The organism is Mycolicibacterium moriokaense (assembly GCF_010726085.1).
In the GTDB taxonomy this organism is placed as follows: Bacteria; Actinomycetota; Actinomycetes; order Mycobacteriales; family Mycobacteriaceae; genus Mycobacterium; species Mycobacterium moriokaense.
Genome location: NZ_AP022560.1, coordinates 1,980,712 through 2,004,454 on the forward strand (window position 1 = coordinate 1,980,712; position 23,743 = coordinate 2,004,454).

The following is a 23,743-nucleotide window of genomic DNA, read 5'->3' on the forward strand; positions in this document are numbered from 1 at the left end:
ATGACGGTCCGCCGACTGTCTGCTGTCGACGCGCAGACGTACTGGATGTCGGCGAAGATTCCCAACGATCAGTTTCTGCTCTACGGCTTCAACGGAGTGCCGGCGAACGTCGACCGGGCCCTGCAGGAGATCCGGACCCGCGCGCAGGACTGTCCTGAGTTGACGCTACGGGTCCGCGACAGTGTGCTGAGCTACCCGCAATGGGTGACCGGCGACGTCAGCGCGGACCAGTTCGTCGTGCACGAGCCGACATCGTGGACGGACTGCCTGTCCACCGTCGCCGGGCTGGCGTCGGACCAACTGGACGCACGCTCGATGACGTGGCGGCTGCACGTCTTCTGCGCTGTCGATGACATGCCACGCACGCGCAGGGGAGCCGTGGCGGTGGTGCAGATGGCCCACGCACTCGGCGACGGGATCCGCTCGTCCGCGCTGGCGGCGCTGTTGTTCGGTAGGGCCGGTGTCGTAGCGCCGGTGGAGCCGCCATCGTCGGCCAAGCCGCTGGCGCTGCCATGGCTCGGCTACCGTGCCGCCCGCGCACATCGTCAACTGGAGCGCGATACCGCCGCCGGACTCGTGCCGCCGCAAGCTGATTCGCGTCCGGCACTGATCACCAATTCGCGACCCGAGGGTTCGATCAGTATTCGCACCGTGGTGCGACATCGTGCCGACATACCGGGTCCGACCGTCACCGTCGGTGTGCTGGCGGCGATTTCCACGGCGTTGTCTGCGCACCTGCACGAGCTGGGCGACGATCCGCGGTTGCTTGGCGCCGAGGTGCCCATGGCGAAACAGGGCCCGCGTCGCGCGCACAATCACTTCGGCAACGTGGGCGTCGGCTTGTATCCGAACCTGAAGCCAGGCGAGCGGATTACCCGCATCGCTGAGGATCTCTCGAATCGCCGTCGTCGCGCTGCCCATCCCGCGATGCGTGCGGCGACTCGCGCCTTCGAGGCTGTTCCTGCGCCGCTACTACGCTGGGGCGTCACACGGTTCGACCCATCGCTGCGCTCGCCGACGGTGACGGGCAACACCGTCGTCTCCAGCGTCAACCGAGGTCAGATCGATCTCCACTTCGGCGACGCACCCGTCGTGCTGACCGCGGGCTATCCGGGTCTGTCTCCGATGATGGGCCTCACGCACGGCGTCCACGGCATCGGGGACACCATCGCGATCAGCGTGCACGCAGCTGAACCGGCGGTCGGTGATATCGATGCCTACGTCGAGCGCCTGGACGCTGCGCTCGGAGGCTGAGCCGTTTCCGACCCGTGGCGAACGCTCTATTGACGCCGGAGTAAACCGACTTATGGCGCGTCGGTGGGGCCTGAAGGGCTGAATTGTGCGGCTCGGGGGATTGGCAGCAAACAAAATCACAGGTTGTCGCGAATTAGAGCAAACAATTGCAATTCAGGCACTATATTGTGCGAATTTCGTCGCGCCGCGCAGACGGGGAGGTTGACCTTGGATCCCGCCCACGATCTTGAATAACGTAGAAAGCTGACCGCTTCGATTGGCCAATTCAAACGGCGGCGGCGCTATTGATGTCGTACAGTAAATACGTCTAGGGGAGATCGTCATTTCGACGAAGGGGGTTCTGTAATGCCGCTATTCATGCGCAAGCTGGTGCTCGCATTTATGCTCACCACAATCGTCGGTACGGTGTCCGGGTGCGTAATTCCGGTCGAGATCACCTGCCCTGACGGCGTTGTCTGCGTTCCGTAAGACGCGCAGAACTTAAACGGTCCATTGCCGGAGTTCCCGGTATTGGTATTTGAGGCCTACCTCCTCATTGGGACTCGGCCGGCTTGGCATTGATTGCCAGCCAGGTCTCGATAAGGGAGTCGACTGCGGCCCCACCCGCTCGAGGCGGCGGTGACCCGTGCTGTTGAGTCCGGCAAGGGTCGCCGCCGCCGTGAACGATTCTCAGCGTGGGTGGGGGCTGGGCAGGGGCTTAACACATGGCCTAGATTTTGTTGCATGACTGCATACGGTTCCGCTGCTGACATTGGCCTGCTGATCCTGCGAGTCGTGCTCGGTCTCACGATGGCCGCGCACGGTTACAACAAGTTCTTCGGCAAGGGCGGCTTGGCGGGCACCGCAGGCTGGTTCGACAGCATGGGGATGAAGCCCGGCATATTCCACGCCAGAGTCGCCGCAACCACGGAGATGGCGGCGGGTATCGGTCTCGCCGTCGGACTCCTCACGCCGATTCCGGCGGCAGGCTTCGTCGCGCTGATGCTGGTGGCCGCCTGGACCGTGCACCGGCCCAACGGCTTCTTCATCGTCAAGGAAGGCTGGGAGTACAACCTGGTGCTGGCTGCGTCGGCGGTCGGGATCGCGACAATCGGGGCCGGCAAGTTGAGCCTCGACTACCTGTTGTTCCGCACCTCGTCGCTGTACGACTTCCTGCACGGCTGGTGGGGTCTGATCATCTCGCTGGGCCTCGGGCTGGCCGGCGGCATCGGCCAACTGGTCATCTTCTATCGGCCGCCCGCCAAGGCCGACGCCGCGTAGCCTGCGAGTCCGCCGAACTGATTCCGCGAAGCTAGAACACGTTCTAGTCTTTCGGCCATGGGATTTCTCAAGCCCGACATGCCGGTCGTCGACTTCGACGAATGGCGCAAGGGTTCGCGCTCCGAGAAGATTCGTCCGATGGCCCTGCACTGGGCCGAGGTGGGCTTCGGCACGCCTGTCGTGATGCACCTGTTCTATGTCGTGAAAATCCTGCTCTACATCCTCGGCGGCTGGCTGTTCGCGCTGGCCACCACGGGAGTGGACGGATTCACCAACGTCGCCGCCTGGTGGACCGAGCCGATCGTGTTCCAGAAGGTCGTGCTCTACACCATGCTGTACGAGGTCATCGGCCTCGGCTGCGGGTTCGGTCCTCTCAACAACCGGTTCTTCCCGCCCATGGGGTCCATCCTGTACTGGTTGCGGCCCAACACCATTCGGCTGCCGCCGTGGCCCGACCGGATTCCGCTGACCAAGGGTGACTCGCGTACACCCGTCGACGTTGTGCTCTACGCTGCGCTGCTGGTGGTGCTGGTCGTCGCGCTGTTCTCCGACGGCACCGGACCGATGCCGTCGCTCGGCACCTCGATCGGTGTGCTACCGATGTGGCAGATCTGGACCATCCTCGGTTTGCTCGCGGTCATTGGTCTGCGCGACAAGGTGATCTTCCTGGCCGCCCGCGGCGAGGTGTACGGGTCCTTCACGGTGGCGTTCCTGTTCGCGGGGTACGGGGTCGACATGATCATCGCCGCCAAGCTGGTGTGTGTGGTGATCTGGATAGGTGCCGCCACGTCGAAGCTCAACAAGCACTTCCCATTCGTGATCTCGACGATGATGTCGAACAACCCACTGATCCGCACCAAGTGGCTGAAGCGGCGGTTCTTCGAGAAGTTCCCCGACGATCTGCGCCCTGGCCGGTTGTCGCGATTCATCGCCCATTTCAGCACCGCCGTCGAGATGCTGGTCCCGTTGGCGCTGTTGTTCTCACACGGCGGCTGGCCCACCTACATCGCCGCATTCATCATGCTGTGCTTCCACTTCGGCATCCTCTCGGCTATTCCCATGGGAGTGCCGCTCGAGTGGAACGTCTTCATGATGTTCTGCGTGGTAACGCTTTTCGTCGGCCACGCATCGGTCGGCCTCGGTAATCTGACCACGCCGCTGCCCATCCTGCTGCTTGCTGTGCTGGTCACCATCGTGGTGCTCGGCAACCTGTTCCCACGCAAGATCTCGTTCCTGCCGGGTATGCGGTACTACGCGGGCAACTGGGACACCACGTGGTGGTGCATCAAGCCGTCGGGCAACGAGAAGATCGAGCGCGGACTGGTCGCGATCGCGAGCATGCCCGCCTCCCAGCTCGAGAAGGTCTACGGCAGCCCGGAGCAGGCGATGATCTACCTGTACAAGGGATATGCGTTCCGCGGCTTCAATTCTCACGGCAAGGCACTGCTGACGTTGGTGCACAACGCGCTGGCCGGACTCAACGAGGACGACTACGTGATCACCGAAGGTGAGCGGCTGTGCAGCACCGCGGTCGGCTGGAATTTCGGCGACGGCCACATGCACAACGAGCAGCTGATCGCCGCGATGCAGAAGCGGTGCCACTTTGAACCCGGCGAAGTGCGCGTCATTCTCCTCGACGCGCAGCCGTTCCACCGGCAGCGGCAGGAGTACCGGTTGGTCGATGCGGCGACGGGGGAGTTCGAACGTGGCTACGTGACCGTCTCCGACATGGTGACGGGACAACCGTGGAGCGACGACATTCCCGTGCACGTGACGTGGTCAGCGTCGACGACCAGCCGATGACCGGGCCCCAAAATCATCGAAATCCACGATGCGCAGCGGGAGTTCGAGTAGACGTCTGCAGAACGTGGATAGCGTTGACGTCTAGCCCATGACGTCGCGGACTTTGACGTTCTCCAGCCCCTCGAGCATCAGGTTGCGTGCCACATCGAGGTGTGTACGCCAGTGGGCTTCGGCAGCCGCGCCGTCGCCCGAACGCAGCAGCTGCATCAGACGCTGGTAAGACCGCATCAGCTTGTCGAAGTCCGCCTTGGATACCGGGCGGCCCTCCTTGAAGGCGAATGCGGTGTGCCGCACCGTGATCTCCTGCAGCATGCCGGCGATGATCGTCAGCGTCGCGTTACCCGACAGCTCGACGAGCCGTTGGTGGAAATCGCCTGTCGTCTCGGCGAGCCGACCCGTCTGCCACCCCGAGGGAACGTGGTCGGCGAGCATCTGATCGAGCTCATCGAACGCCTCGTCGGTTCCCGATTCTGCGAGCAGGCGTGCGGCCATTGGTTCGATGCCGGCCCGAGCCGTCATGAGATCGGCGATGGTCGCGCCCGACAGCTCGAGGAGCAACCCGGCGGGACGGGCCACAATCTCGGGGCCGGGCACTCGCACGCGGGCGCCGGTACGTGAGCCGCGACGGACTTCGACGAGCCGCTCGGATTCCAGGACTCGCACGGCTTCACGCAGCGTCGGCCGGCTGACGCCGAAATGGGCCATCAGCTCCGCCTCGTTGGGCAGGAAGTCGCCATCCTTGAGCTGGCCGTCGACCACCATGCGCCGCAACGTCCCGGCGACGAGCTCGGCGGTCTTCGGCGATCGGACCGCCGTGCCGCCGCCCACGCCGTCTGGGCCGAGCATCGGCGCCAGTGGTGTACTTCGAGCCACTCCATACTCCCCGGGAAGGTGACTGGCGCAGAGCCAGCTATGCAACTCAGTAAACCATGTGGGACGCTAGGTTCATGGGCAGTGCGCATACGCGCAGGTGGTCGGAGGTTCGGCCCGGCGTAGCGTTAGGCGGGTCACCCTACCAACCAGTAGGTTGACCTAGTAAACTACGTTGCTCTACCTTCGGGAAAACACGTCTTTCAAAGGAGAAGGGTCATGGCTGAAGCCGTCATCGTCGAGGCTGTACGGTCGCCGGTCGGCAAGCGCAACGGCGGTCTCTCGGGTGTCCATCCCGCGGACCTGTCGGCGCAGGTACTCAACGGCCTGGTGGAGCGCGCAGGCGTCGACCCCGGAATCGTCGAGGACGTCATCTGGGGCTGCGTCATGCAGGCCGGTGAGCAGGCGATGGACATCGGGCGCACCGCGCTGCTCGCCGCGGGCTGGCCGGAGAGCGTGCCCGGCGTGACGGTCGATCGCCAGTGCGGCTCGAGCCAGCAGTCGGTCCACTTCGCCGCTGCGGGCGTCGTCGCCGGGCACTACGACGTCGTGGTCGCCGGTGGTGTCGAGTCGATGTCGCGCACCCCGATGGGCGCCTCCCTGGCCAACGGTGGCAACCCGTTCTCGCCGGGCTTCAAGTCCCGCTACGACCGCACGCCGAACCAGGGCATCGGCGCCGAGATGATCGCCGAGCAGTGGGGTTTCAGCCGCACCGACCTCGACCAGTTCTCCCTCGGTTCGCATGAGAAGGCTGCTGCCGCACAGGACTCCGGTGCCTTCGACGACCAGATCGTCGCCATCAAGGACCAGGACGGCAACGCCGTGCTGAAGGACGAGGGCATCCGCCGCGGTACCACCATCGAGAAGATGGGTGAGCTCAAGCCTGCGTTCAAGGAAGACGGTGTCATCCACGCCGGTAACTCCAGCCAGATCTCGGACGGCTCGGCGGCCCTGCTGTTCATGTCGGCCGAGAAGGCGAAGTCGCTGGGTCTCAAGCCGATTGCCAAGGTGCACACCGCCGTGCTGGCCGGCGCTGATCCGGTCATCATGCTGACCGCTCCGATCCCCGCCACCCAGAAGGCGCTGAAGAAGTCGGGCCTGAGCCTCGACGAGATCGGCGTGTTCGAGGTCAACGAGGCCTTCGCGCCCGTGCCGCTGGCCTGGCTGAAGGACATCGGCGCCGACGAGAAGAAGCTCAACCCCAACGGTGGTGCGATCGCGCTCGGTCACCCGCTCGGCGGTTCGGGCGCCCGCATCATGACCACGATGCTGTATCACATGCGGGACAAGGGCATTCAGTACGGCCTGCAGACCATGTGCGAGGGTGGCGGCCAGGCCAACGCCACCATCCTCGAGCTGCTGTGACAACTGACGTTCAGGCCCCCGCCGCTCTCACCGAGCGGCGGGGCAACGTCCTCATCATCACGCTGAACCGCCCCGAGGCACGCAACGCCGTCAACAGCGCGGTGAGCACCGCGGTGGGAGACGCCCTGCAGGCCGCGCAGGACGATCCCGAGGTCCGCGCCGTCGTCATCACCGGTGCAGGCGAATCGTTCTGTGCCGGCGCCGATCTCAAGGCGATCTCGCGCCGAGAGAACCTGTTTCATCCCGACCATGCCGACTGGGGCTTCGCGGGTTACGTCCACCACTACATCGACAAGCCGACGATCGCCGCGGTCAACGGCACGGCGCTCGGCGGTGGAACCGAACTCGCACTCGCCAGCGATCTCGTCGTCGCCGAAGAGCGAGCCAAGTTCGGGCTGCCCGAAGTCAAACGGGGCCTGATCGCTGCCGCAGGCGGCGTCTTCCGCATCGTCGACCATCTGCCCCGCAAGGTCGCGATGGAACTGCTGTTCACCGGCGAACCGATGAGTTCCGCCGACGCCCTGAAGTGGGGCCTGATCAACCAGGTCGTGCCCGACGGCACCGCGGTCGAGGCGGCGCTCGCGCTCGCCGAGCGCATCACTTGCAATGCGCCGCTTGCGGTGTGGGCGAGCAAGAGGGTCGCGATGGGCGTCGACGACGGTGTCATCGTCGGCGACGAGCCCGGCTGGACCAGGACCATGCGCGAAATCGGAACGGTGCTTCGTTCCGAGGACGCCAAAGAAGGACCGCTGGCCTTCGCGCAGAAACGCCAGCCGGTATGGAAAGCACAGTAAGCGAAGTAAGGGAAAGACTTTGAAGCGCACGATTTACGACGCCGAGCACGAAGCGTTCCGCGACACCGTCCGTGAGTACATCGAGCGCGAGCTCGTGCCCAACCACGAGAAGTGGGAGGCCGAGCGCATCGTCGATCGGTCGGCCTACGTCGCGGCAGGCAAGTACGGGCTCATCGGGTTCAACATGCCCGAGGAGTTCGGGGGCGGCGGTTCCGACGACTTCCGGTTCAACGCGATCATCGACGAGGAGATCGCCAAAGCAGGTGTGCACGGCCCCGCGCTGAGCCTGCACAACGACGTCGTCGGCCCGTACTTCAAGGACCTCTGCAACGACGAGCAGAAGCAGCGCTGGCTGCCCGGCATCGCCAGCGGCGAGACGATCATCGCGATCGCGATGACCGAGCCCGGTGCAGGAAGCGACCTGGCGGGCATCCGCACCTCGGCGGTGCGCGACGGCGACGACTGGATCGTCAACGGCTCCAAGACATTCATCTCGTCAGGCATCAACAGCGACCTCGTCGTGGTGGTGTGCCGCACCGATCCCGAAGCCGGCCACAAGGGCTTCAGCCTGTTGGTCGTCGAGCGTGACATGCCGGGCTTCACCCGCGGGCGCAAGCTCGACAAGATGGGCCTGCACGCGCAGGACACCTCCGAGCTGCACTTCGAGAATGTCCGCGTGCCGAACGCCAACCTGCTGGGCAAGGAAGGCCGCGGCTTCTACCACCTGATGCAGAACCTGCCGTCGGAGCGGCTCTCGATCGCGATCAGCGCGATCGCAGGCGCGCGCGAAACCTGGCGTCAGACCGTGCAGTACGCCAAGGATCGCAAGGCGTTCGGTCAGCCGATCGGCAGCTTCCAGCACAACCGGTTCCTGCTCGCCGAGATGGACACCGAGCTCGAGGTCACCGAGAACTACATCGACCGGTGCCTGCGGGGTGTCGTCGACGGTGAGCTGACCGCGGTCGAGGCGGCCAAGGCGAAGTGGTGGGCCACCGAGATCGCGAAGAAGGTCGTCGACCGGTGCGTGCAGCTGCACGGCGGCTACGGCTACATGCTCGAGTACCGCGTCGCGCGCGACTACGTCGACGGACGTATCCAGACGATCTTCGGCGGCACGACCGAGATCATGAAGGAGATCATCGGCCGCGATCTGGGCCTCTAAACAGCGATTTGGGCGTGCTGGGTACCGCTGAGCGTGACCCAGCACGCCGAAATCGCAAAAACTAGGCCGGGTCGAGTAGTGCTCTGGGGCCGCGGGTCATCAACTGGCGGCCCACGATGATCCGCTGGATCTCGCTGGCTCCCTCCCAGATGCGTTCGACGCGAAGCTCTCGGAACATGCGCTCGGCGACGTTCTCGCGCATATAGCCACGGCCGCCGAAGATCTGCACCGCGCGATCGGCGACGCGCCCCGCCATCTCTGAGCAGTACAACTTCGCCATCGAGGCCTGGCCGTGGAGCGTCTTGCGGTCGTGTCCGGCGTCGATCGAGCGCGCGACCTCGTAGAGCATGGTTCTGGCTGCGAACAATTCGGTCGCATTGTCCGCGAGCATGCCTGCCACCAATTGGTGCTCACCCAACGGCTTGCCGTCCACGATCCGGGTCTGCGCGAACACGGTCGTCTCGTCGACGAGGCGCTGCGCCGCGCCCACGCATCGCGCGGCCACCATCATCCGCTCGAATCGGAACCAGTCCTGGGTGAACGTCATCGGACCGCCCTCGGTACCGACCAGGTTCTCGAGCGGAACACGAACATCGTTGAACGCCACGATCGGATGCTCGTCGGCGATGTGATGCGAATAGTGGGGTGTGCGAACCACTTCCACACCCGGCCACGGCAGATCGACCACCAGCAGCACGTGGTCGCCGTCGGGAAGCACGGCTTCGACGAAGACGTAGTCGGCGAGGTTGAACGACGTCACGTGCCACTTGACCCCGTTGATCACATACTCGTCGCCGTCGCGGCGGGCGGTGGCGGCCAGCGCGGAGACGTCTGAGCCCGCGAACTCTTCGGTGATCGCGTAGGCCTCGTGCTTCTCGCCGCGCACCGACGGCAGCAGCCAGCGTTCGCGTTGGTAGTCGGTGGCGACGTCAACCCACCACTGCGGTGGGGTGGCCATCACCCAGCCCAACCCGTTGGTCACCCGGCCGCACTGTTCCTGCACCAGCACCTGCTGCAGCGCGGTGTAACCGGGACCGCCGACGGACGTCGGCATATTGGTGGCGTACAAACCCAATTCGATTGCCCGCGCCTGATGCTCGGCGGTGATCTCCTTGGGTAGCACGCCTCCGGCGAGCTCGGCCTCCACCTCGTACGGCATCAGCGTTTCGACGAACGCTCGCGCGGTGTCGCGGATGCGCCGATCTTCCTCTGTCAGGCCGTACATCCATACCTCCACCCTCTTGACTGAGCGTTCAGTCTATGCCAGCGTTCCATGCTATGACCAGCTCCCATAGTGCCGATGTCGTGGTGGTGGGCGGCGGCACGGTCGGCGCGTGGACGGCCGTGCTGCTCGCCGAGAGCGGCGATCGCAAGGTCGTACTGCTCGAAGCCAGAACACTGGGCGAAGGCGCCAGCAGCCGCGCCGCGGGCATGGTGCGGGCGCAGGGCGGCACCGAAACCGCCATCAGGCTGGGCCTTCGCACCCAGGAGTTCTATGCCGCCAGCGGCGACCGATTCCCGCTGGACTGCGGTTTCGTGGCGCAGGGCTACCTGATGCCCTGTTTCACCCCGGCCGAAGTGCAGCAGGCGCACGATCGCATTGCGTTGCAACGCTCCATCGGTCTCGATGTCGAGTGGCTCTCCTCCGACGACCTCGACAATCGGGACACCGGCCTGGCGCCAGGTGTCACGCTGGGTGCGTCATACGCCCCCGGCGACGGGTACATCGACGCGCCGCGCAACGTGCTCGCATACACGGCGGCCCTCACCGCGTGCGGAGTCGAGGTCCGCGAACGCTGCAGCTTCACCGGTCTTCGCACAGCGGGCGGCCGTGTCGTCGGCGTCCACACGTCGGCGGGCCCGATCGACACGCCGCACGTCGTCCTGACGGGCGGCCCGCAGCTGGGCGATGTCGGCCGTGCCGCGGGTGGCCGTATCCACGCCGGCGGCACCCGCCATCAGGTGGTGGTCACCGCGCCCGTTCCCGGTGTCGATGTCAACGAGCTGCCGATGGTGTTCGACGTCAGCTCCGGAATCTACTGGCGGCCAGGCGAATCCGGTGGGCTGCTGTGGGGGATGAGCAACCCGGAGGAACCGCCGGGTGTAGCGATGGACTTCGACACCGTCTACTACCACAAGATGCGCGATCGTATCGAGGAGCTGTTCCCCGCGGTGGCGGGCCTTGGGCTGAAGCGGTCGTGGGCGGCGACCATCGACTACACCCCCGACCACCTGCCGATCCTGGGGCCGCTGCTGACCGACGACGGTCCGGTCGAGGGCACCGTGGTGGCCAGCCCTGCCGGTCACGGCATGATGTGGGGTCCCGCGGTCGCGCAGGTCGCCGCCGACCTCACGACGACGGGCACGTGCACGTGGCTCGATCTGACCGACCTCGGGCTCGACCGCTTCGACGCCGACGGCAACAGTCGCGTTGCCCCAGAGCCGATTTCACTACCCTTCCCGGAGAAAGCGACACTGTGACCATCATCGACACCGCATTCCTTGCCCAGGCCGCTGACGCAGAACTCGAGGACTGGGGCCCGCTCGCTGAAGCGACCGGCGACCCGATGGCCACGCACGGCCTCGAGATCTGGGTGGACGGCGACAGGTCCGCGGGCATCTGGCAATGCACCGCGGGGCCGTCCTACTGGGTTCAGGACGAGAACGAGGTCATCTACGTCCTGTCCGGCCGGATGACCGTGACACCCGACGGTGGCGAGCCGAAAGAGATCAAGGCAGGCGACGTCGCGGTGTTCCCGGTCGGGTGGAAGGGCACCTGGGAACTGCACGAGACGGTGCGCAAGGTCTATTCGATCTTCTGAGAGCTACTTCGACGTCCACCCCGCGTCGACAGGCAGCGTGACCCCGGTGATGTAACGGCCCGATGACCCACAGAGGTATACCATCGCCTCGCTGATGTCGGTCGGTTCGATCATCGGTACCGGAAGCAGGTTCTCGAACATCGCCGCGTACTCGGGACGTTCGGCCATCAGCTGTTCGACCTGCGGGTTGACGATCATCGGGCTCGTGACACCTGTCGGATGGACGCTGTTGACGCGAATGTTCCTCTCGGCGAGCATGTTCGCGTAGCCGCGCATCAACCCGACCACACCGTGCTTGGCCGCGGCGTAACCCATCAAGCCGTGTTGTTTCTGGCCGAACCTCATCCGCATGCCGGACAGTCCCGCGACGGAGCTCGTGATGACGATGGCCCCGCCGTCGCCGTGGGCAAGCATCGCCGGTAGCGACGCTTCGATGGTGTAGTAGACCCCTTTGAGCATCACGTCGACGGCGTCGACGAATGACTGCATCTCGTCGGCGCCCGGGCTGAGCACCGGCGCGATACCGGCGTTGGCGAGGACGAAGTCGATGCGCCCGAACTCGGCGACCCCGCTGTCCACAGCCGCCTTGAGCCTTGCGAAATCACGGACGTCGCCCTGCTCGGCGACGATGCGCTGCCCGGTCTTCTCGACGAGGTTGACCGTCTGGTCGAGGTCTTCCGGTGTGGCCATCGGATAGCCCACGCACTCGATCTGATCGCACAGATCGAAAGCGATGACGTTCGCTCCCTCTTCTGCGAAACGGACCGCGTGAGAACGCCCTTGGCCGCGCGCCGCCCCCGTGATGAATACAACCTTGCCGTCGAATTGTTTCGTCATGGCGCCTCCCAGATTCGGAGTATGCGCGCCTCAACGGGACCGGGGTGGGTCTTTCGCAATCATCAACGCGTCGACCGCAATCACGTCGTCGGCGGTGGCGATGACGGGGTTGGCCTCGACCGCGACGAACGCATCCCCGAGGTCGATGGCCATCTCCGAGAAGCGCACGATGACGTCGGTAAGCGCCTCGACGTCGACGGCCGGTGCGCCGCGCCATCCCGCCAGCAGCGGCGCTATACGGAGCCCGTCGAGGAGACGTCGGGCGCCGCTGCGCGACAGCGGCGGGCACGCCACCACGCGGTCTTCCATCAACTCGACCAGCGTGCCGCCCGCGGCGACCACCACCAGGGGGCCGAACGCGTCGTCTCTCACGAACCCCACCGAGATCTCCACACCGCCGTCGACCATCGCCTCGACAGTCACAGCGGGACCCAGTCGCTGCGCCATCGCTTCGTAGGCCGCCGTCAACGCCGCCTCATCGGCGATGCCCAAGACGACTCCGCCTGCCTCGGTCTTATGCAGCACCCCAACGGTTTTGAGCGCCACCGGATATCCGACCGCATCCGCCGCTGCCAGCGCCTCGTCGAGCGAATTCGCCGGCCGCGACTCCGCCACCGGGATGCCGTACGCGGCCAGCAGCTCGGACGCGGAGGCATCGGTGCGGACGTCGCGACGCGGACCGGGAGTTGGCATCTCCTCGACGGGAAGCGGCCAACGTACGAGATGACCGAGCGCGGCCAGTCCACTACGCACGCCTTCCAGCACGGGAATCCCGTTGTCGCGCAGTTGTTGCGCCGTCGGACGATCGATCGCCGAGGACACGGATGCGACGACCGCGATCGGCGCTTCAGTGTCGTCCGCAACGTCCAGCACCGCGTCGGCATAGGCCGTGTCACCGTCGAATTCGGTGACGAGGTCGACGGCTAAGGCGGTGACGCCGACGCCAGGGTCATCGACCATCGCGCGCAGGCAGCTGCCGAACAGGTTGCGGGTATCGGCACCGGTGCCCCACACGTCCAACGGGTTGGTCGCAGCCAGTCCCTCGTCGAGCAGGGCGCCGATCGTGGCGAGTGTGTCGTCGGCCAGGTCGGCGAACTCGACGCCAAGTTCGTGGGCGAGATCGGCGACCAGCGCGCGTTCCGCGCCGGAATCGTGCACGGTCGCGATGCCGCCGCCGCGGGATCGCCTTGGCGCCGAGAACAATTCCAGCGTGTCGGCGAACTCGGCGAGATCGCTGACGTGAACGGCCCCGGTGGCAGCGCAGAATGCGTCCCACGCCGCGCGCTCACCAGCGAGTGCACCCGAATGCGCCGCCACCATCGCCTTACCGCGCGGCGATCCGCCCACCGTGAGGATCACCACCGGCGCGCCCTGGGCCGCCGCACGCAGCAACGCGTTTCGCAGCCTGGGCACGTCCCGCGGTGTCTCCATGAGCAACGCGATGATGCGGGTATCGGGATCGTCGAGCGCGTACTCGACATAATCGGCGGTGTTGGTCACCAGTTCCTGGCCGGAGGACACCGCAAGACGGAAACCGAATCCGCGTCGTGCGCGCAGCATCGTCGAGAACGCCGACCCAGAATGCGTGATGAGGCTGATGCCACCGGCCGGCAGGGGATCCGGCTCCAGGTAACCCAATGCTCGCACCCCGCGGGCGTTGTTGATGAAGCCCATGCAACCCGCACCGCACACCGCCATGCCGGCACTCATGGCGATCGCCGTGACCTTGTCGCGCAATCCGTGCGCGGAACCGAACAGCACCGCCCCCTTCGCGCCGATCGTGGCGGCAGACTCCAGCTGCTCGAGCAGGGCCCCGTCGGGCACACCGAGCAGCACCAGATCGACCTCGTCATCGAGGTCGGTCAGCGACGGCGCGCAGGGCATATCGCCTATCCGGTCGTAGCGAGGATTGACCAGATGAAAGCGTGCCGAACCCCGTTGTGCCTCAATGATCATCCGGGCACCGAGGGTGTCCGGCCGCGCGCTGGCTCCGACGAGCGCTATCGACCGGGCGCCGAGCATCGCGTCGACGGCCGCGCGCCGCGCTTCGCTCATCGATACCCGCAAGCGCTCATCGATACCCGCAAGCGCTCATTGACGGCCGAAGCGGCGCTTCTTGTCCGCCAGGGCCGCGCGCGCCGCCTGCCATCCGGGGATTCCGCAGACGCCACCGCCGGCGTGTGTGCCCGAGCTGCCGTTGTAAAGCCCCTTGATGGGCGTGCGATAGTCCGCGTACCCGGGTGCGGGCCGCATGTGGAACAGCTGCTCCAACGACAGTTCACCGTGGAAGATGTTGCCGCCGATGAGGCCGTATTCCTGCTCCATTTCGTACGGGCCGACGACGTCGCGGTGCGTGATCGACGCCTTGAAGCCGGGTGCCACCTGGTCGTAGGTGTCGATGACGCGTTCCGCGTAGGCGTCGAGCTCCTCGGTGTGTGGTGCGTTCGCCCACTCGGCGGGCACCCACTGGGTGAACAGCGACATGATGTGGGTGCCATCGGGATTCAACGTCTTGTCCAACGTCGTCGGGATGACGCCGTCACTGAACGGCAGCACTGCGGGCTTACCGACGCGCGCGTCCTGGAAGGCGGCTTCCAGGTACTCCATGGTCGGCGCCATCTCGATCGACCCGGTGAGATGTTCGGCGATCCCCGAACTCGGATTCGCCGTGAAACTCGGCAGCTCCGACAGCGCGACGTTGATCTTCACCACACCGCTGCGCGTCTTGAAGTGCTCGATGTCGGCGACGAAGTCGTCGGGCAGTTCGGACGGCGAAAGGTGTTCGAGGAAGGCGGTCTTCGGATGCAGCGTGGTGACGACCAGCGGTGCGGTGATCTCATCGCCGTTCTCCAGAACCACACCCCGAACCTGGCTACCCCGAGTCAACACCCGGGACACCCGCGCATTGGTGCGGATCTCGGCGCCGAAGCTCTTCGCGGATCGGGCGATGGCTTCGGATACGCCGCCCATGCCACCCTCGGGGTAGCCCCAGCTGCCCAGCTGGCCGTCGCCGACGTCGCCGATCGAGTGGTGGGCCATGACGTAGGCCGTGCCCGGTTCATACGGCCCGGCCCAGGTCCCGATGATGCCGTTGACCGCCATCAGACCTTTCACTTGCGGTGATTCAAACCAGTCGTCGAGCAGATCTGCGATGCTCATGGTCAGCAGCCGGGTGATGTCCGCGGTGACGCGCGGCGTGATCTTCTTGCGCAGCGGCCAGGCCAGCTTGGCCAGGTCGAACAGATCCGACGGTCGCTTCGAGCCGATGTTGGGCGGCACCTGCGTCAGCAGCGGCCCCATCACCTCGGCGATGCCGCCGATCCAGTCGTAGTACTCCGGCAACGCGTCCGCGTCCTTCTTGGAGAACTTCGACACCTGCTCGTGGGTGCGCTTGGGGTCGTCCTCGTAGATGATCAGCGAGCCGCCCTCGGGAAACGCCTGGTAGGACGGGCCCATCGGATGCACCTTGTACCCGTGGCGCTCGAGTTGAAGCTCCCGCACGATAGTCGGCGGCATCAGACTCATCACATACGACAGTCGGGTCACCCGCAGGTGGGGAGCGTCGTCCCACGGCGCCTCCGTGGTCGCCGCTCCGCCCAGCGATCCGCGCCCTTCCAGCACCAGGGTTCTGGCACCCGACCGCGCCAGATAGGCCGCGGAGACGAGTCCGTTGTGGCCGCCACCGATGACGATGGCGTCGTAATTGTTCGACATGGAAGTCCTACTCTCGTCGACGCCGCCGCGCGGCCTGACTGACTGTTCAATCTAACGAAGTGATAGGCTCCAGACAAGAGCGACGATGCACTTCGGAGGGGAACGGACACGACAATGGCCGAGCCGGCACCCGCGACAGAACAGAACGAGGCGCGGCGTATCGATATGCTCCGCGCCGCAGCGGAGCTGATTTGCGAGCGTGGGTTCGGCGACACCCGCATCGCCGATGTCGCCAGGCGGGCGGGCGTGAGCTCGGCGCTCGTCATCTATTACTTCGGCACGCGTGACCGCCTCCTGGTCGACGCACTGCGATTCTCGGAGGTGTCGTTCTACGAGGCGGCCGAGGAGATGTTGCGTGAGGTTACCGCGCTGCGCGAGCGACTCTCGCTGCTGATCCGATGGACGTGCGTGCGGGAGGGCAGCGAGGAGATCCCCGGCGCGTGGGGCCTGTGGTTCGACCTGTGGGCCCAGGCATTTCGGCACGACGAGATCAAGTCCGACCGTGCAGAACTCGACGCCCGGTGGCGGCAGATGATCGTCGATGCGATCAAGTCGGCGGACCCGTCGGAGTTCGATGCGAAGGTCGACCCCCGCATGTTCGCGGTGGAGTTCGCGGCGCTCCTGGACGGCCTGTCCATCCAGGTGGCACTCGACGACCCCGAGGTCGACTCGGATCTGGCGTACGACATCGCGATGCGATTCGCCGAACGGGTACTCAACCTCGCCCCGGTGACGAAACGGGTGAACGGCAGGGCACGCGTCAAGAAGGAGTGAGCGCGCTCACCTCGTCGGCCACCGGATCGGCGACCACCTGGGCCTGGCTGCGGTGCAGCACCCGCACCGCATCGTGTGTACACACGCAGTTGACCTGGGCGCCCGGCTCGTGCGCCACCGACCGGGGACCCGAGTGGTTGGGCACCTCGACCACCAGTGGCGCCGGTGCGCCGACGTCGACGTGGACCTGCGTGCAGTTGCCGAGGTAGACGACCTCGGAGACGACTCCGCCAATCACGTTGCGGCCCTGGCCAATCGGATCACCCGGAGCCTGCAGGCTGATCCTCTCCGGCCGGATGACGATCGCGGCCGCGCCCAGTTCGACGGCGTCGCCGACGGCCGCCCCGAGGCGCGTGTTCAGCGTCTCGCATACCGCCGAGGCGCTGTCGGCCTCGAGGACGACGGCGTCGAAGATGTTGGCGGCGCCGAGGAATCCCGCGACGAACGTGGTGGCGGGCGCCGAGTAGATCTCCTGCGGTGGGCCGACCTGTTCGACTCGGCCCTCGGCCAGCACGGCGATCTGGTCGCTCATCGTGAGCGCTTCCTCCTGGTCGTGCGTCACATAGACGAAGGTGATGCCGACCTCGCGCTGCATCGCGCGCAACTCCAATTGCAGTTGTTTGCGCAGCTTGGCGTCCAGCGCGCCGAGGGGTTCGTCGAGCAAAAGCACGCGGGGGCGCAGCACCAGCGCCCGGGCCAGTGCGACCCGCTGCTGCTGGCCGCCGGAGAGCTGGGCCGGACGCCGTTTGGCGAAGTCACTCATCCGCACCAGCTCGAGTGCCTCACCGACCCGGCGCTTGGTCTCCTCACGCGACGACTTCTGGTACCTCAACCCGAACGCGACGTTGTCCCAGACCGTCATGAACGGGAACAACGCATAGGTCTGAAAGACGGTGTTGACCGGACGCCGGTGCGGGGGATCGGCGGCCACGTCACGGCCGTCGAGCAAGATCTGGCCCGAGTCGGGCTTCTCGAAGCCCGCGATCATCCGCAGTGTCGTGGTCTTGCCGCAACCAGATGCGCCGAGCAGTGAATAGAACTTGCCCGCAGGAATATTCAGGTCGATGCCCATGACGGCGGGGATGCCGTCGAACGACTTCACCAACTGGTGCAGTTGGATCTCGCCGCCGGTCACCAAACCCAGTCCTTCCTCACGTGACCGGGGACATCACCGCGTCGGCGAACCGCGTGAAGTTCGCGGTGAATCGGTCGACATCGTCGCGTTGATGCTGAACTGACAACAGCCATTGCTCCACCTTTCCCCACGGTGGGAGAAACACACCGCCATTGTGCTGCATCAGCCAGTGCAGGTGGCCGAGTCGGGCATCGATGTCCAGAAAATCCCGAAACTCGCGCACGGGGTCGCGGCGGAAGGTGACGCAGCCCTTGGCGCCGGCGACGACGACGTGCCAGCCGGCGCCGTGCCGCGCGATGACGGATTCCAGCGAGCCGGACAGCCGCGCCGCGAGCTCGTCGAGGTGAGCGTATGCCTGCGGGGTCAGCACGTCGGTCAGCGTCGCGCGAGTGGCCGCCATCGCCAACGGGTTCCCGTTGAACGTGCCGACCTGTTCGTAGCGGCCGTCGGCGATGGCCGACATCACCTCGCGGGTACCGCCGATCGCCGCGACCGCGATACCGCCGCCCAACGCCTTGGCCAGGCAGACCATGTCGGGCACCACGCCGCTGCGCGCCGTCACGCCGCCCGGTCCGGTGGTGAAGCCCGTCTTCACCTCGTCGTAGATCAGCAGTGCGCCCTCGGCGTGCACCAGTTCGCGGATGGCGGCCAGATAACCGTCGTCGGGCGGAATGATGCCTGCGTTCATCATCACCGGCTCGAGGATCATCGCCGCGACCTGCCCGCGGTGTTCGGCGAGCGCGCGAGCCACCGCCTCAGGGTCGTTGAACGGCACGACGATCACGAGATCGCGGATCGCCGTGGGGATACCCGTGTTGCCGGGCACCGGTGTGGGGTGCTCGCGCGGACCGACCTCGTCGGCGTCCGGGAGCACGGAGACCTGCACGGAGTCATGGTGGCCGTGATAGCAACCCTCGACCTTGATGATCAGATCCCGTCCCGTCAGCGAACGCGCCAGATGCACCGCATCCATGGTCGCTTCGGTGCCGGAATTGGCGAACCGCCACAGCGGCAGATCGAACCGCCGCGCCAACTCGCCGGCGATCCAGATCGCGTCCTCGGTCGGCTGGGCGAAATGCGTACCGCGCCGGACCCGGTCGCTGACGGCTTCGACGATCGCCGGATGCGCATGCCCGGCAATGGAAGCGCCGTAACCGCCGTGCATGTCGACGTACTCGTTGCCGTCCACGTCGTAGACTTTCGAGCCCTTGCCGTGGCTCATCCACACGGCTTGTGGCTCGGCGATCTGCCAGTTCGACGTCGCGCCGCCGGCAAGATGTTCACGCGCTTGGACGATGAGTTCCGTGCTGCGCGGCTGGCGCCGCAGAAAGTACTTCTCCTCATCGAGAATCAGCTGGTCTACGGTGTCAGCCGCCTTGGACTCCACCACCGACGGGGACACGTCGAACCTCCACTCCGCAACGGTTGACTGAGCATTCAGTCTATGCGAGAGTCCTACCAGCAACAAGGCGCGAAATCAACGGGAGGTCCCAATGCCCACACCTCCGAGCCGCCGGCAGTTTCTGGTGCGCGCAGCGGTTCTCGCCGCCGCAGCGCCCAGTCTGCCCGCATTCCTTGCCGCGTGCTCGAAATCGGGGCCCTCGTCGGGAGGGCCGAGTCTGACGCTCGCATCGCCGGACAATCCGGTGAAGTGGCCGATCGCAGACGACAACAAACCGATCGCCGACAACCTGGCGCCCGAGAAGGGCGCAACGCTCAAGATCTACAACTACGCCGACTACCTCAGCCCGCAGGCGATGAAGAGCTTCGAGGACAAGTACGGCATCAAGATAGAGGTCTCGACCTTCAACGACGGCGACGAGGCGATCACCAAGCTGCGCAGTGGTGTGGACTTCGACATCTACAACGCCAACTACACCGAGATCAGCCGCCTGGTCAACGGCGGGCTGCTGCGCCCGCTGAACCACTCCTACATTCCGAACATCAAGAACGTGTGGCCCAGCTTCACCAACCCCTGGTACGACCAGGGTTGGCAGTACAGCGTGCCGTACACGATCTACACCACCGGAATCGGTTGGCGCACCGATCAGGTGCCCGCCGACATCGGCGCACTGCCCAATCCGTATGCGTCGTTGTGGGATCCGCAGTACAAGGGCAAGACCGCGATCCTCGACGACTTCCACACCGCTATGGCCATGGTGCTGCTCAAGAACGGCATCACGGACGTCAACACCTCCAATGCAGACGATCTGAAGTTGGTGGGTGAGCAACTGCAGGAGCTGGTGAAAGCCACCTCGCCGAAGGTCACCATCACGATGTACAACGACCTGCCCGCCGGACAGATGGGTTTGGCGCAGATGTGGTCGGGCGACATCATCAACGCGCAGTCCTATCTGCCCGAAGGCACCAGCCCGGAGATCCTTCGGTACTGGTTCCCGTCGGACGGCAAAGGACTCGTCGACAACGACATGCTTGTCACGCTGCGGGGCGGCAAGAACCCCGTCCTCGCCCACTTGTTCATCAACCACATGCTCGATCCCGATGTGGCAATGGAGAACTTCACCGCGATCGGCTACCAGCCGCCGCAGAACAGCATCACGCCGGATTCGCTTGTCCAAGAAGAGTTCATCCCGGAACACCTGCAGTCGGCGATCGTGCGACCCGAGTACTTCGACAACGGCTACCGGCTGCTGGAACTCGATGCGGCCAACGAGACCGCATGGCGCAACGTGTGGCAGGCCTTCCAGGCCGGCGGAGGGTCGTAAGAAGCGGTGGCGGTCCCGGTAGTCGCCGCGCCGTCGCGGCAGGCTCCACCGGCCCGTGAGCGCGGCAATCGGGTCTGGGCCTTACTGGCCGCGCCCGGAGTCATCTGGTTGGGCGCGTTCTTCCTCTTCCCGCTTTATGTGGTGCTGTGCATCGTCTTCGGGCAGATCGATCCGCTGTTCCGCACGCCCATTCCGGTGTGGAACCCGCTGCAGTGGGATCCCACCCAGTTCACCTATGTGCTGACCCACATCATCGGCGAGAACGGTGTGTACGGCCCGGCGATCGTGCGCACGTTCATCTACGTGGTGGTGGCCAGCGTGCTCTGCCTTCTCATCGCCTTCCCGGTCTCGTACTACGTGGCCCGGCTGGCAGGCAAGCACAAGGGGCTGTTGCTCGCGCTGTTGATCGCGCCGTTCTGGATCAGCTACATGATGCGGATGTTCGCGTGGGTGAACCTGCTTCAGGACGACGGCCTGTTCAACAAGGTGCTCAGCCTCGGAGGCCTCTTTCACCCGGACATCAAGTGGCTGACCGGCCAACCCGTGGTGGTGATTCTCGGGCTGGTGTACGGCTACGTGCCGTATATGATCCTGCCTCTCTACGCGGGCCTCGACCGGCTGTCGCAGCCGATGCTCGAGGCGTCGCGTGACCTTGGCGCCGACCGCTTTTCGTCGTTCTGGCGTGTGACGCTGCCGTTGTGCCGACCGACGATCGTGGCGGCGCTGCTGCTGACCTGTCTGCCGATGCTCGGTGACTACTTCACCAACGACATGTTGTCGGCGTCGCCGAAAACCACCATGGTCGGCAACCTGATCAACGACGGCGTGCAGGCGCCGGGGCAAACCGGTCAGGCGGGCGCGTTCGTTCTGCTGGTGTTCCTCATCGCGTTACTGCCGATGCTCTACTACCTCCGTTCGGTGACACGAGGGAGCGAGGTGTCGACGTGAGGGGCCCCGTCGCGTGGTGGAACAACCCATGGCGGCCACCGCGATTCCTGATCGCGATCACCATCGGCTACGTACTGTGGTCGCTGTTGCCGGTCGCCATCGCGGTGCTCTACTCGTTCAACTCCGGCCGGTCGCGGACCACCTGGCAGGGGTTCTCAACCCGGTGGTATTGGGGCGACGAGACGCTTTCGGTGTGGCACAACGACGCTCTGCACACCGCGCTGCTGCAGACGTTGAAGCTGGGCGTGATCGCGACACTGATCACGGTTCCGCTGGGGACGTTGTTCGCGATCGGCATCGACCGGTGGCGGGGCAGGCTGCCCAACGGGGCGAACTTCTTGATGCTGATCTCGTTCGTGCTGCCGGAGGTGCTGCTCGCCGTCGCGCTGCTGTTCGTGATCACCACGGTGGCGGTTCCGATCAATCTCGGCACCACCGCCCAGGTCATCGGTCTCGTCACCTTCCAGGTGTCCTACCCGGCGGTGCTCGTGCGCGCACGGCTGGCCACGATCGGGCCCCAATATGAGGAAGCGGCAATGGATCTCGGCGCTTCGCCGCTCGGTGCGCTGCGCCGCATCATCCTGCCGATGCTGATGCCTGCGATCTTCGCCAGCACGGTGCTGGTCTTCGCCGACGTCATCGACGACTTCGTGCTGGTGCGTTATCTGTCCGGCGCGGCCTCTAGCGAGCCCGTCTCGGTGAAGATCTACAACACCGCCCGAGCCGCGCCGACTCCCGCGCTCAACGCGTTGGCCACACTGCTGCTGCTCGCGGCATTGGTGGCCGTCGCTGTCGGATTCATCGTCTATCGGTACATGACCCGATCGGACACCACCACGAAGGACCGCGGGATCGGGGCATTCGCGGGAGAGGCGTAATGACGTGATTCTCAACGTGATCGACGGCCGTGCGGTTGCTTCCTCCGGAGGCGATCGGCGTGAACTCATCGATCCGGCATCCGGGGCCGTACACGGGTTCGCCACCGAATCCACCCCCGCCGACGTCGACGTGGCTGTCGCGGCCGCCCGCGGTGCGTTCGACGAATGGCGGCGCACCACACCCGCCACGCGGTCCGCTGCGCTGCTCGCTGCCGCCGACGCCCTCGAGGAGCACGCCGACGAGCTCGCCGACCTCGAGGTGACCGACACCGGAAAGCCGGCCGATGTCACACGGGACGAGGAGATTCCGGCGAGCATCGACGTCGTTCGCTACTACGCGGGGGTCTGCCGGACACCGGAAGGCCGCAGCACCGGCGAGTACATCGAGGGAATCACCTCCGGCATCCGACGCGAACCCGTCGGCGTGTGCGGGCAGATCACGCCATGGAACTACCCGTTCATGATGGCGGCGTGGAAATGGGCGCCCGCGGTGGCGGCGGGTAACACCGTCGTGCTGAAACCCTCTGAGCTGACACCGTCTTCGACGTCGCGCATGGCCGAGCTGCTGTCTGACATCTTGCCGCCGGGCGTTTTCAACGTCGTATGCGGTGGCGCCGACGTGGGTGCCGCACTGGCCGCGCACCCGGGCGTCGCGATGGTGGCGGTCACCGGCTCACCGCGAACCGGGCGGGCCGTTGCGCATGCCGCCGCGGACCGGTTTGCGCGCGTACACCTCGAACTCGGTGGCAATGCGCCCGTATTGATCTTCGACGACGCCGATCTCGACGCGACCGTCGAGCAGGTCGCCTTCGCCGCGTTGTACAACGCCGGCCAGGACTGCACCGCCGCAAGCCGGGTGATCGCCCACGAATCCGTCTACGACGACGTGGTGCAGCGGTTGGCCGAGGCGGCCCGCACCACCACGATCGGACCGTTGATCTCGGGCGAACACCGCGAGCGGGTGCGGTCGATGTTGGCGGCCACGCCTGCACACGCCAAGCTCGTCGCGGGGGGCGGTGCGCCCGATCGGGACGGGTTCTTCCTGGAGCCGACGGTGGTTGCCGGCCTACGCCAGGATGACGAACTGGTGCAGTCGGAGATCTTCGGTCCGGTGATCACCGTGCAGTCGTTCCACGACGACGACGAGGCGTTGGCGTTGGCCAACGGCGTCGAGCAGGGGCTGACGGCAAGCGTGTGGACGCGTTCGCATTCGCGCGCAATGCGATTCCTGCGAGACCTCGACTTCGGGGCGGTCTCGGTGAACACCCATGCACCGATGGGTTCCGAACTGCCGCACGGGGGTTTCGGGTCGTCGGGCTATGGCAAGGACCTGGGAATCTACGGGTTGGAGGACTACACCCGGATCAAGCACATCGCGCACGCCCTGTAGACCGGCGGGAT

The 23,743-nt window shown here is 65.6% G+C and carries 20 protein-coding genes; 13 read left to right on the forward strand and 7 right to left on the reverse strand.

The genetic code is table 11. From position 1 onward, the window contains the following. The 3 genes from G6N43_RS09755 to G6N43_RS09765 all read left to right on the forward strand — a co-directional run bounded on the left by G6N43_RS09755 (position 1) and on the right by G6N43_RS09765 (position 4,317). The gene (locus G6N43_RS09755; protein WP_083157118.1) at positions 1–1,254 is read left to right on the forward strand and encodes a WS/DGAT domain-containing protein; all 1,254 of its coding nucleotides are present in this window, start codon (positions 1–3) and stop codon (positions 1,252–1,254) included. Positions 1,255–1,977: 723 nt separating this feature from the next. Further along, positions 1,978–2,514, forward strand: a complete 537-nt coding sequence (locus tag G6N43_RS09760) for a DoxX family protein (RefSeq protein ID WP_083157119.1) — start codon at positions 1,978–1,980, stop codon at positions 2,512–2,514. Positions 2,515–2,571: 57 nt separating this feature from the next. Next, a complete protein-coding gene (locus tag G6N43_RS09765) occupies positions 2,572–4,317 on the forward strand; it encodes a DUF3556 domain-containing protein (protein ID WP_083157120.1) in 1,746 nt (581 codons plus the stop codon). A gap of 81 nt (positions 4,318–4,398) precedes the next feature. Here G6N43_RS09765 and G6N43_RS09770 read toward each other — a convergent pair whose 3' ends face one another. Continuing rightward, positions 4,399–5,190 (reverse strand): FadR/GntR family transcriptional regulator, encoded by a 792-nt coding sequence (locus G6N43_RS09770; protein ID WP_083157121.1) that lies wholly within the window; start codon positions 5,188–5,190, stop codon positions 4,399–4,401. Positions 5,191–5,406: 216 nt separating this feature from the next. On the opposite strand from G6N43_RS09770, the gene G6N43_RS09775 reads away from it, so the two are divergent. The 3 genes from G6N43_RS09775 to G6N43_RS09785 are packed head-to-tail and all read left to right on the forward strand — an operon-like array spanning position 5,407 to position 8,508. Continuing rightward, positions 5,407–6,552: a thiolase family protein gene (locus G6N43_RS09775; RefSeq protein WP_083157122.1), complete on the forward strand. Its 1,146-nt coding sequence runs from the start codon at positions 5,407–5,409 to the stop codon at positions 6,550–6,552. Next, positions 6,549–7,346, forward strand: a complete 798-nt coding sequence (locus tag G6N43_RS09780; RefSeq protein ID WP_083157123.1) for a crotonase/enoyl-CoA hydratase family protein — start codon at positions 6,549–6,551, stop codon at positions 7,344–7,346. Before G6N43_RS09775 ends, G6N43_RS09780 begins: the two co-directional genes overlap by 4 nt. A gap of 19 nt (positions 7,347–7,365) precedes the next feature. Then, positions 7,366–8,508: an acyl-CoA dehydrogenase family protein gene (locus tag G6N43_RS09785; protein WP_083157124.1), complete on the forward strand. Its 1,143-nt coding sequence runs from the start codon at positions 7,366–7,368 to the stop codon at positions 8,506–8,508. A 61-nt stretch (positions 8,509–8,569) separates the two neighbouring features. Here G6N43_RS09785 and G6N43_RS09790 read toward each other — a convergent pair whose 3' ends face one another. After that, on the reverse strand, positions 8,570–9,733 hold the full coding sequence (locus G6N43_RS09790; RefSeq protein WP_083157125.1) for an acyl-CoA dehydrogenase family protein: 1,164 nt from the start codon (positions 9,731–9,733) through the stop codon (positions 8,570–8,572). A gap of 53 nt (positions 9,734–9,786) precedes the next feature. Here G6N43_RS09790 and G6N43_RS09795 point away from each other — a divergent pair, with 53 nt between their 5' ends. Next, positions 9,787–10,989: an NAD(P)/FAD-dependent oxidoreductase gene (locus G6N43_RS09795; protein ID WP_083157126.1), complete on the forward strand. Its 1,203-nt coding sequence runs from the start codon at positions 9,787–9,789 to the stop codon at positions 10,987–10,989. Then, positions 10,986–11,330 carry a cupin domain-containing protein gene (locus G6N43_RS09800; protein WP_083157127.1) on the forward strand — a complete coding sequence of 115 codons (345 nt, stop codon included), beginning with the start codon at positions 10,986–10,988 and terminating at the stop codon, positions 11,328–11,330. The genes G6N43_RS09795 and G6N43_RS09800 overlap by 4 nt, the downstream gene beginning before the upstream one ends. A gap of 3 nt (positions 11,331–11,333) precedes the next feature. On the opposite strand, the gene G6N43_RS09805 is transcribed toward G6N43_RS09800, so the two are convergent. From G6N43_RS09805 to G6N43_RS09815, 3 genes are read right to left on the reverse strand one after another with little or no spacing between them, the layout of a single operon-like run. Continuing rightward, positions 11,334–12,167 (reverse strand): mycofactocin-coupled SDR family oxidoreductase, encoded by an 834-nt coding sequence (locus G6N43_RS09805; RefSeq protein WP_083157128.1) that lies wholly within the window; start codon positions 12,165–12,167, stop codon positions 11,334–11,336. A gap of 30 nt (positions 12,168–12,197) precedes the next feature. Beyond that, positions 12,198–14,222: an acetate--CoA ligase family protein gene (locus G6N43_RS09810; protein WP_083157129.1), complete on the reverse strand. Its 2,025-nt coding sequence runs from the start codon at positions 14,220–14,222 to the stop codon at positions 12,198–12,200. Between the two features lie 36 nt (positions 14,223–14,258). Next, positions 14,259–15,881 (reverse strand): phytoene desaturase family protein, encoded by a 1,623-nt coding sequence (locus G6N43_RS09815; protein ID WP_083157130.1) that lies wholly within the window; start codon positions 15,879–15,881, stop codon positions 14,259–14,261. Between the two features lie 114 nt (positions 15,882–15,995). On the opposite strand from G6N43_RS09815, the gene G6N43_RS09820 reads away from it, so the two are divergent. After that, a complete protein-coding gene (locus G6N43_RS09820) occupies positions 15,996–16,655 on the forward strand; it encodes a TetR/AcrR family transcriptional regulator (RefSeq protein WP_083157131.1) in 660 nt (219 codons plus the stop codon). On the opposite strand, the gene G6N43_RS09825 is transcribed toward G6N43_RS09820, so the two are convergent. After that, positions 16,642–17,790: an ABC transporter ATP-binding protein gene (locus tag G6N43_RS09825; RefSeq protein WP_083157132.1), complete on the reverse strand. Its 1,149-nt coding sequence runs from the start codon at positions 17,788–17,790 to the stop codon at positions 16,642–16,644. The genes G6N43_RS09820 and G6N43_RS09825 overlap by 14 nt on opposite strands. Positions 17,791–17,806: 16 nt before the next feature. Further along, a complete protein-coding gene (locus G6N43_RS09830) occupies positions 17,807–19,192 on the reverse strand; it encodes an aspartate aminotransferase family protein (protein WP_083157133.1) in 1,386 nt (461 codons plus the stop codon). 91 nt (positions 19,193–19,283) lie between these two features. Between G6N43_RS09830 and G6N43_RS09835 the strand changes: the two genes are divergently transcribed. From G6N43_RS09835 to G6N43_RS09850, 4 genes are read left to right on the forward strand one after another with little or no spacing between them, the layout of a single operon-like run. Beyond that, complete coding sequence (locus G6N43_RS09835) at positions 19,284–20,516, forward strand: polyamine ABC transporter substrate-binding protein (protein WP_083157134.1); 1,233 nt, start codon at positions 19,284–19,286, stop codon at positions 20,514–20,516. Positions 20,517–20,522: 6 nt separating this feature from the next. Further along, the gene (locus G6N43_RS09840; RefSeq protein ID WP_083157135.1) at positions 20,523–21,464 is read left to right on the forward strand and encodes an ABC transporter permease; all 942 of its coding nucleotides are present in this window, start codon (positions 20,523–20,525) and stop codon (positions 21,462–21,464) included. Then, positions 21,461–22,342, forward strand: a complete 882-nt coding sequence (locus tag G6N43_RS09845; RefSeq protein WP_083157136.1) for an ABC transporter permease — start codon at positions 21,461–21,463, stop codon at positions 22,340–22,342. Before G6N43_RS09840 ends, G6N43_RS09845 begins: the two co-directional genes overlap by 4 nt. A gap of 7 nt (positions 22,343–22,349) precedes the next feature. Beyond that, entirely contained in the window at positions 22,350–23,732 is a 1,383-nt protein-coding gene (locus G6N43_RS09850) for an aminobutyraldehyde dehydrogenase (RefSeq protein WP_407664906.1), read from the forward strand. The last annotated feature ends 11 nt before the right edge of the window (positions 23,733–23,743 follow it).

Coding starts and splice junctions, on each gene's coding strand:
- G6N43_RS09835 (WP_083157134.1), top strand. CDS start 19,284: ATGCCCACACCTCCGAGCCGCCGGCAGTTTCTGGTGCGCGCAGCGGTT.
- G6N43_RS09815 (WP_083157130.1), bottom strand. CDS start 15,881: ATGTCGAACAATTACGACGCCATCGTCATCGGTGGCGGCCACAACGGA.
- G6N43_RS09805 (WP_083157128.1), bottom strand. CDS start 12,167: ATGACGAAACAATTCGACGGCAAGGTTGTATTCATCACGGGGGCGGCG.
- G6N43_RS09760 (WP_083157119.1), top strand. CDS start 1,978: ATGACTGCATACGGTTCCGCTGCTGACATTGGCCTGCTGATCCTGCGA.
- G6N43_RS09795 (WP_083157126.1), top strand. CDS start 9,787: ATGACCAGCTCCCATAGTGCCGATGTCGTGGTGGTGGGCGGCGGCACG.
- G6N43_RS09755 (WP_083157118.1), top strand. CDS start 1: ATGACGGTCCGCCGACTGTCTGCTGTCGACGCGCAGACGTACTGGATG.
- G6N43_RS09775 (WP_083157122.1), top strand. CDS start 5,407: ATGGCTGAAGCCGTCATCGTCGAGGCTGTACGGTCGCCGGTCGGCAAG.
- G6N43_RS09820 (WP_083157131.1), top strand. CDS start 15,996: ATGGCCGAGCCGGCACCCGCGACAGAACAGAACGAGGCGCGGCGTATC.
- G6N43_RS09790 (WP_083157125.1), bottom strand. CDS start 9,733: ATGTACGGCCTGACAGAGGAAGATCGGCGCATCCGCGACACCGCGCGA.
- G6N43_RS09765 (WP_083157120.1), top strand. CDS start 2,572: ATGGGATTTCTCAAGCCCGACATGCCGGTCGTCGACTTCGACGAATGG.
- G6N43_RS09810 (WP_083157129.1), bottom strand. CDS start 14,222: ATGAGCGAAGCGCGGCGCGCGGCCGTCGACGCGATGCTCGGCGCCCGG.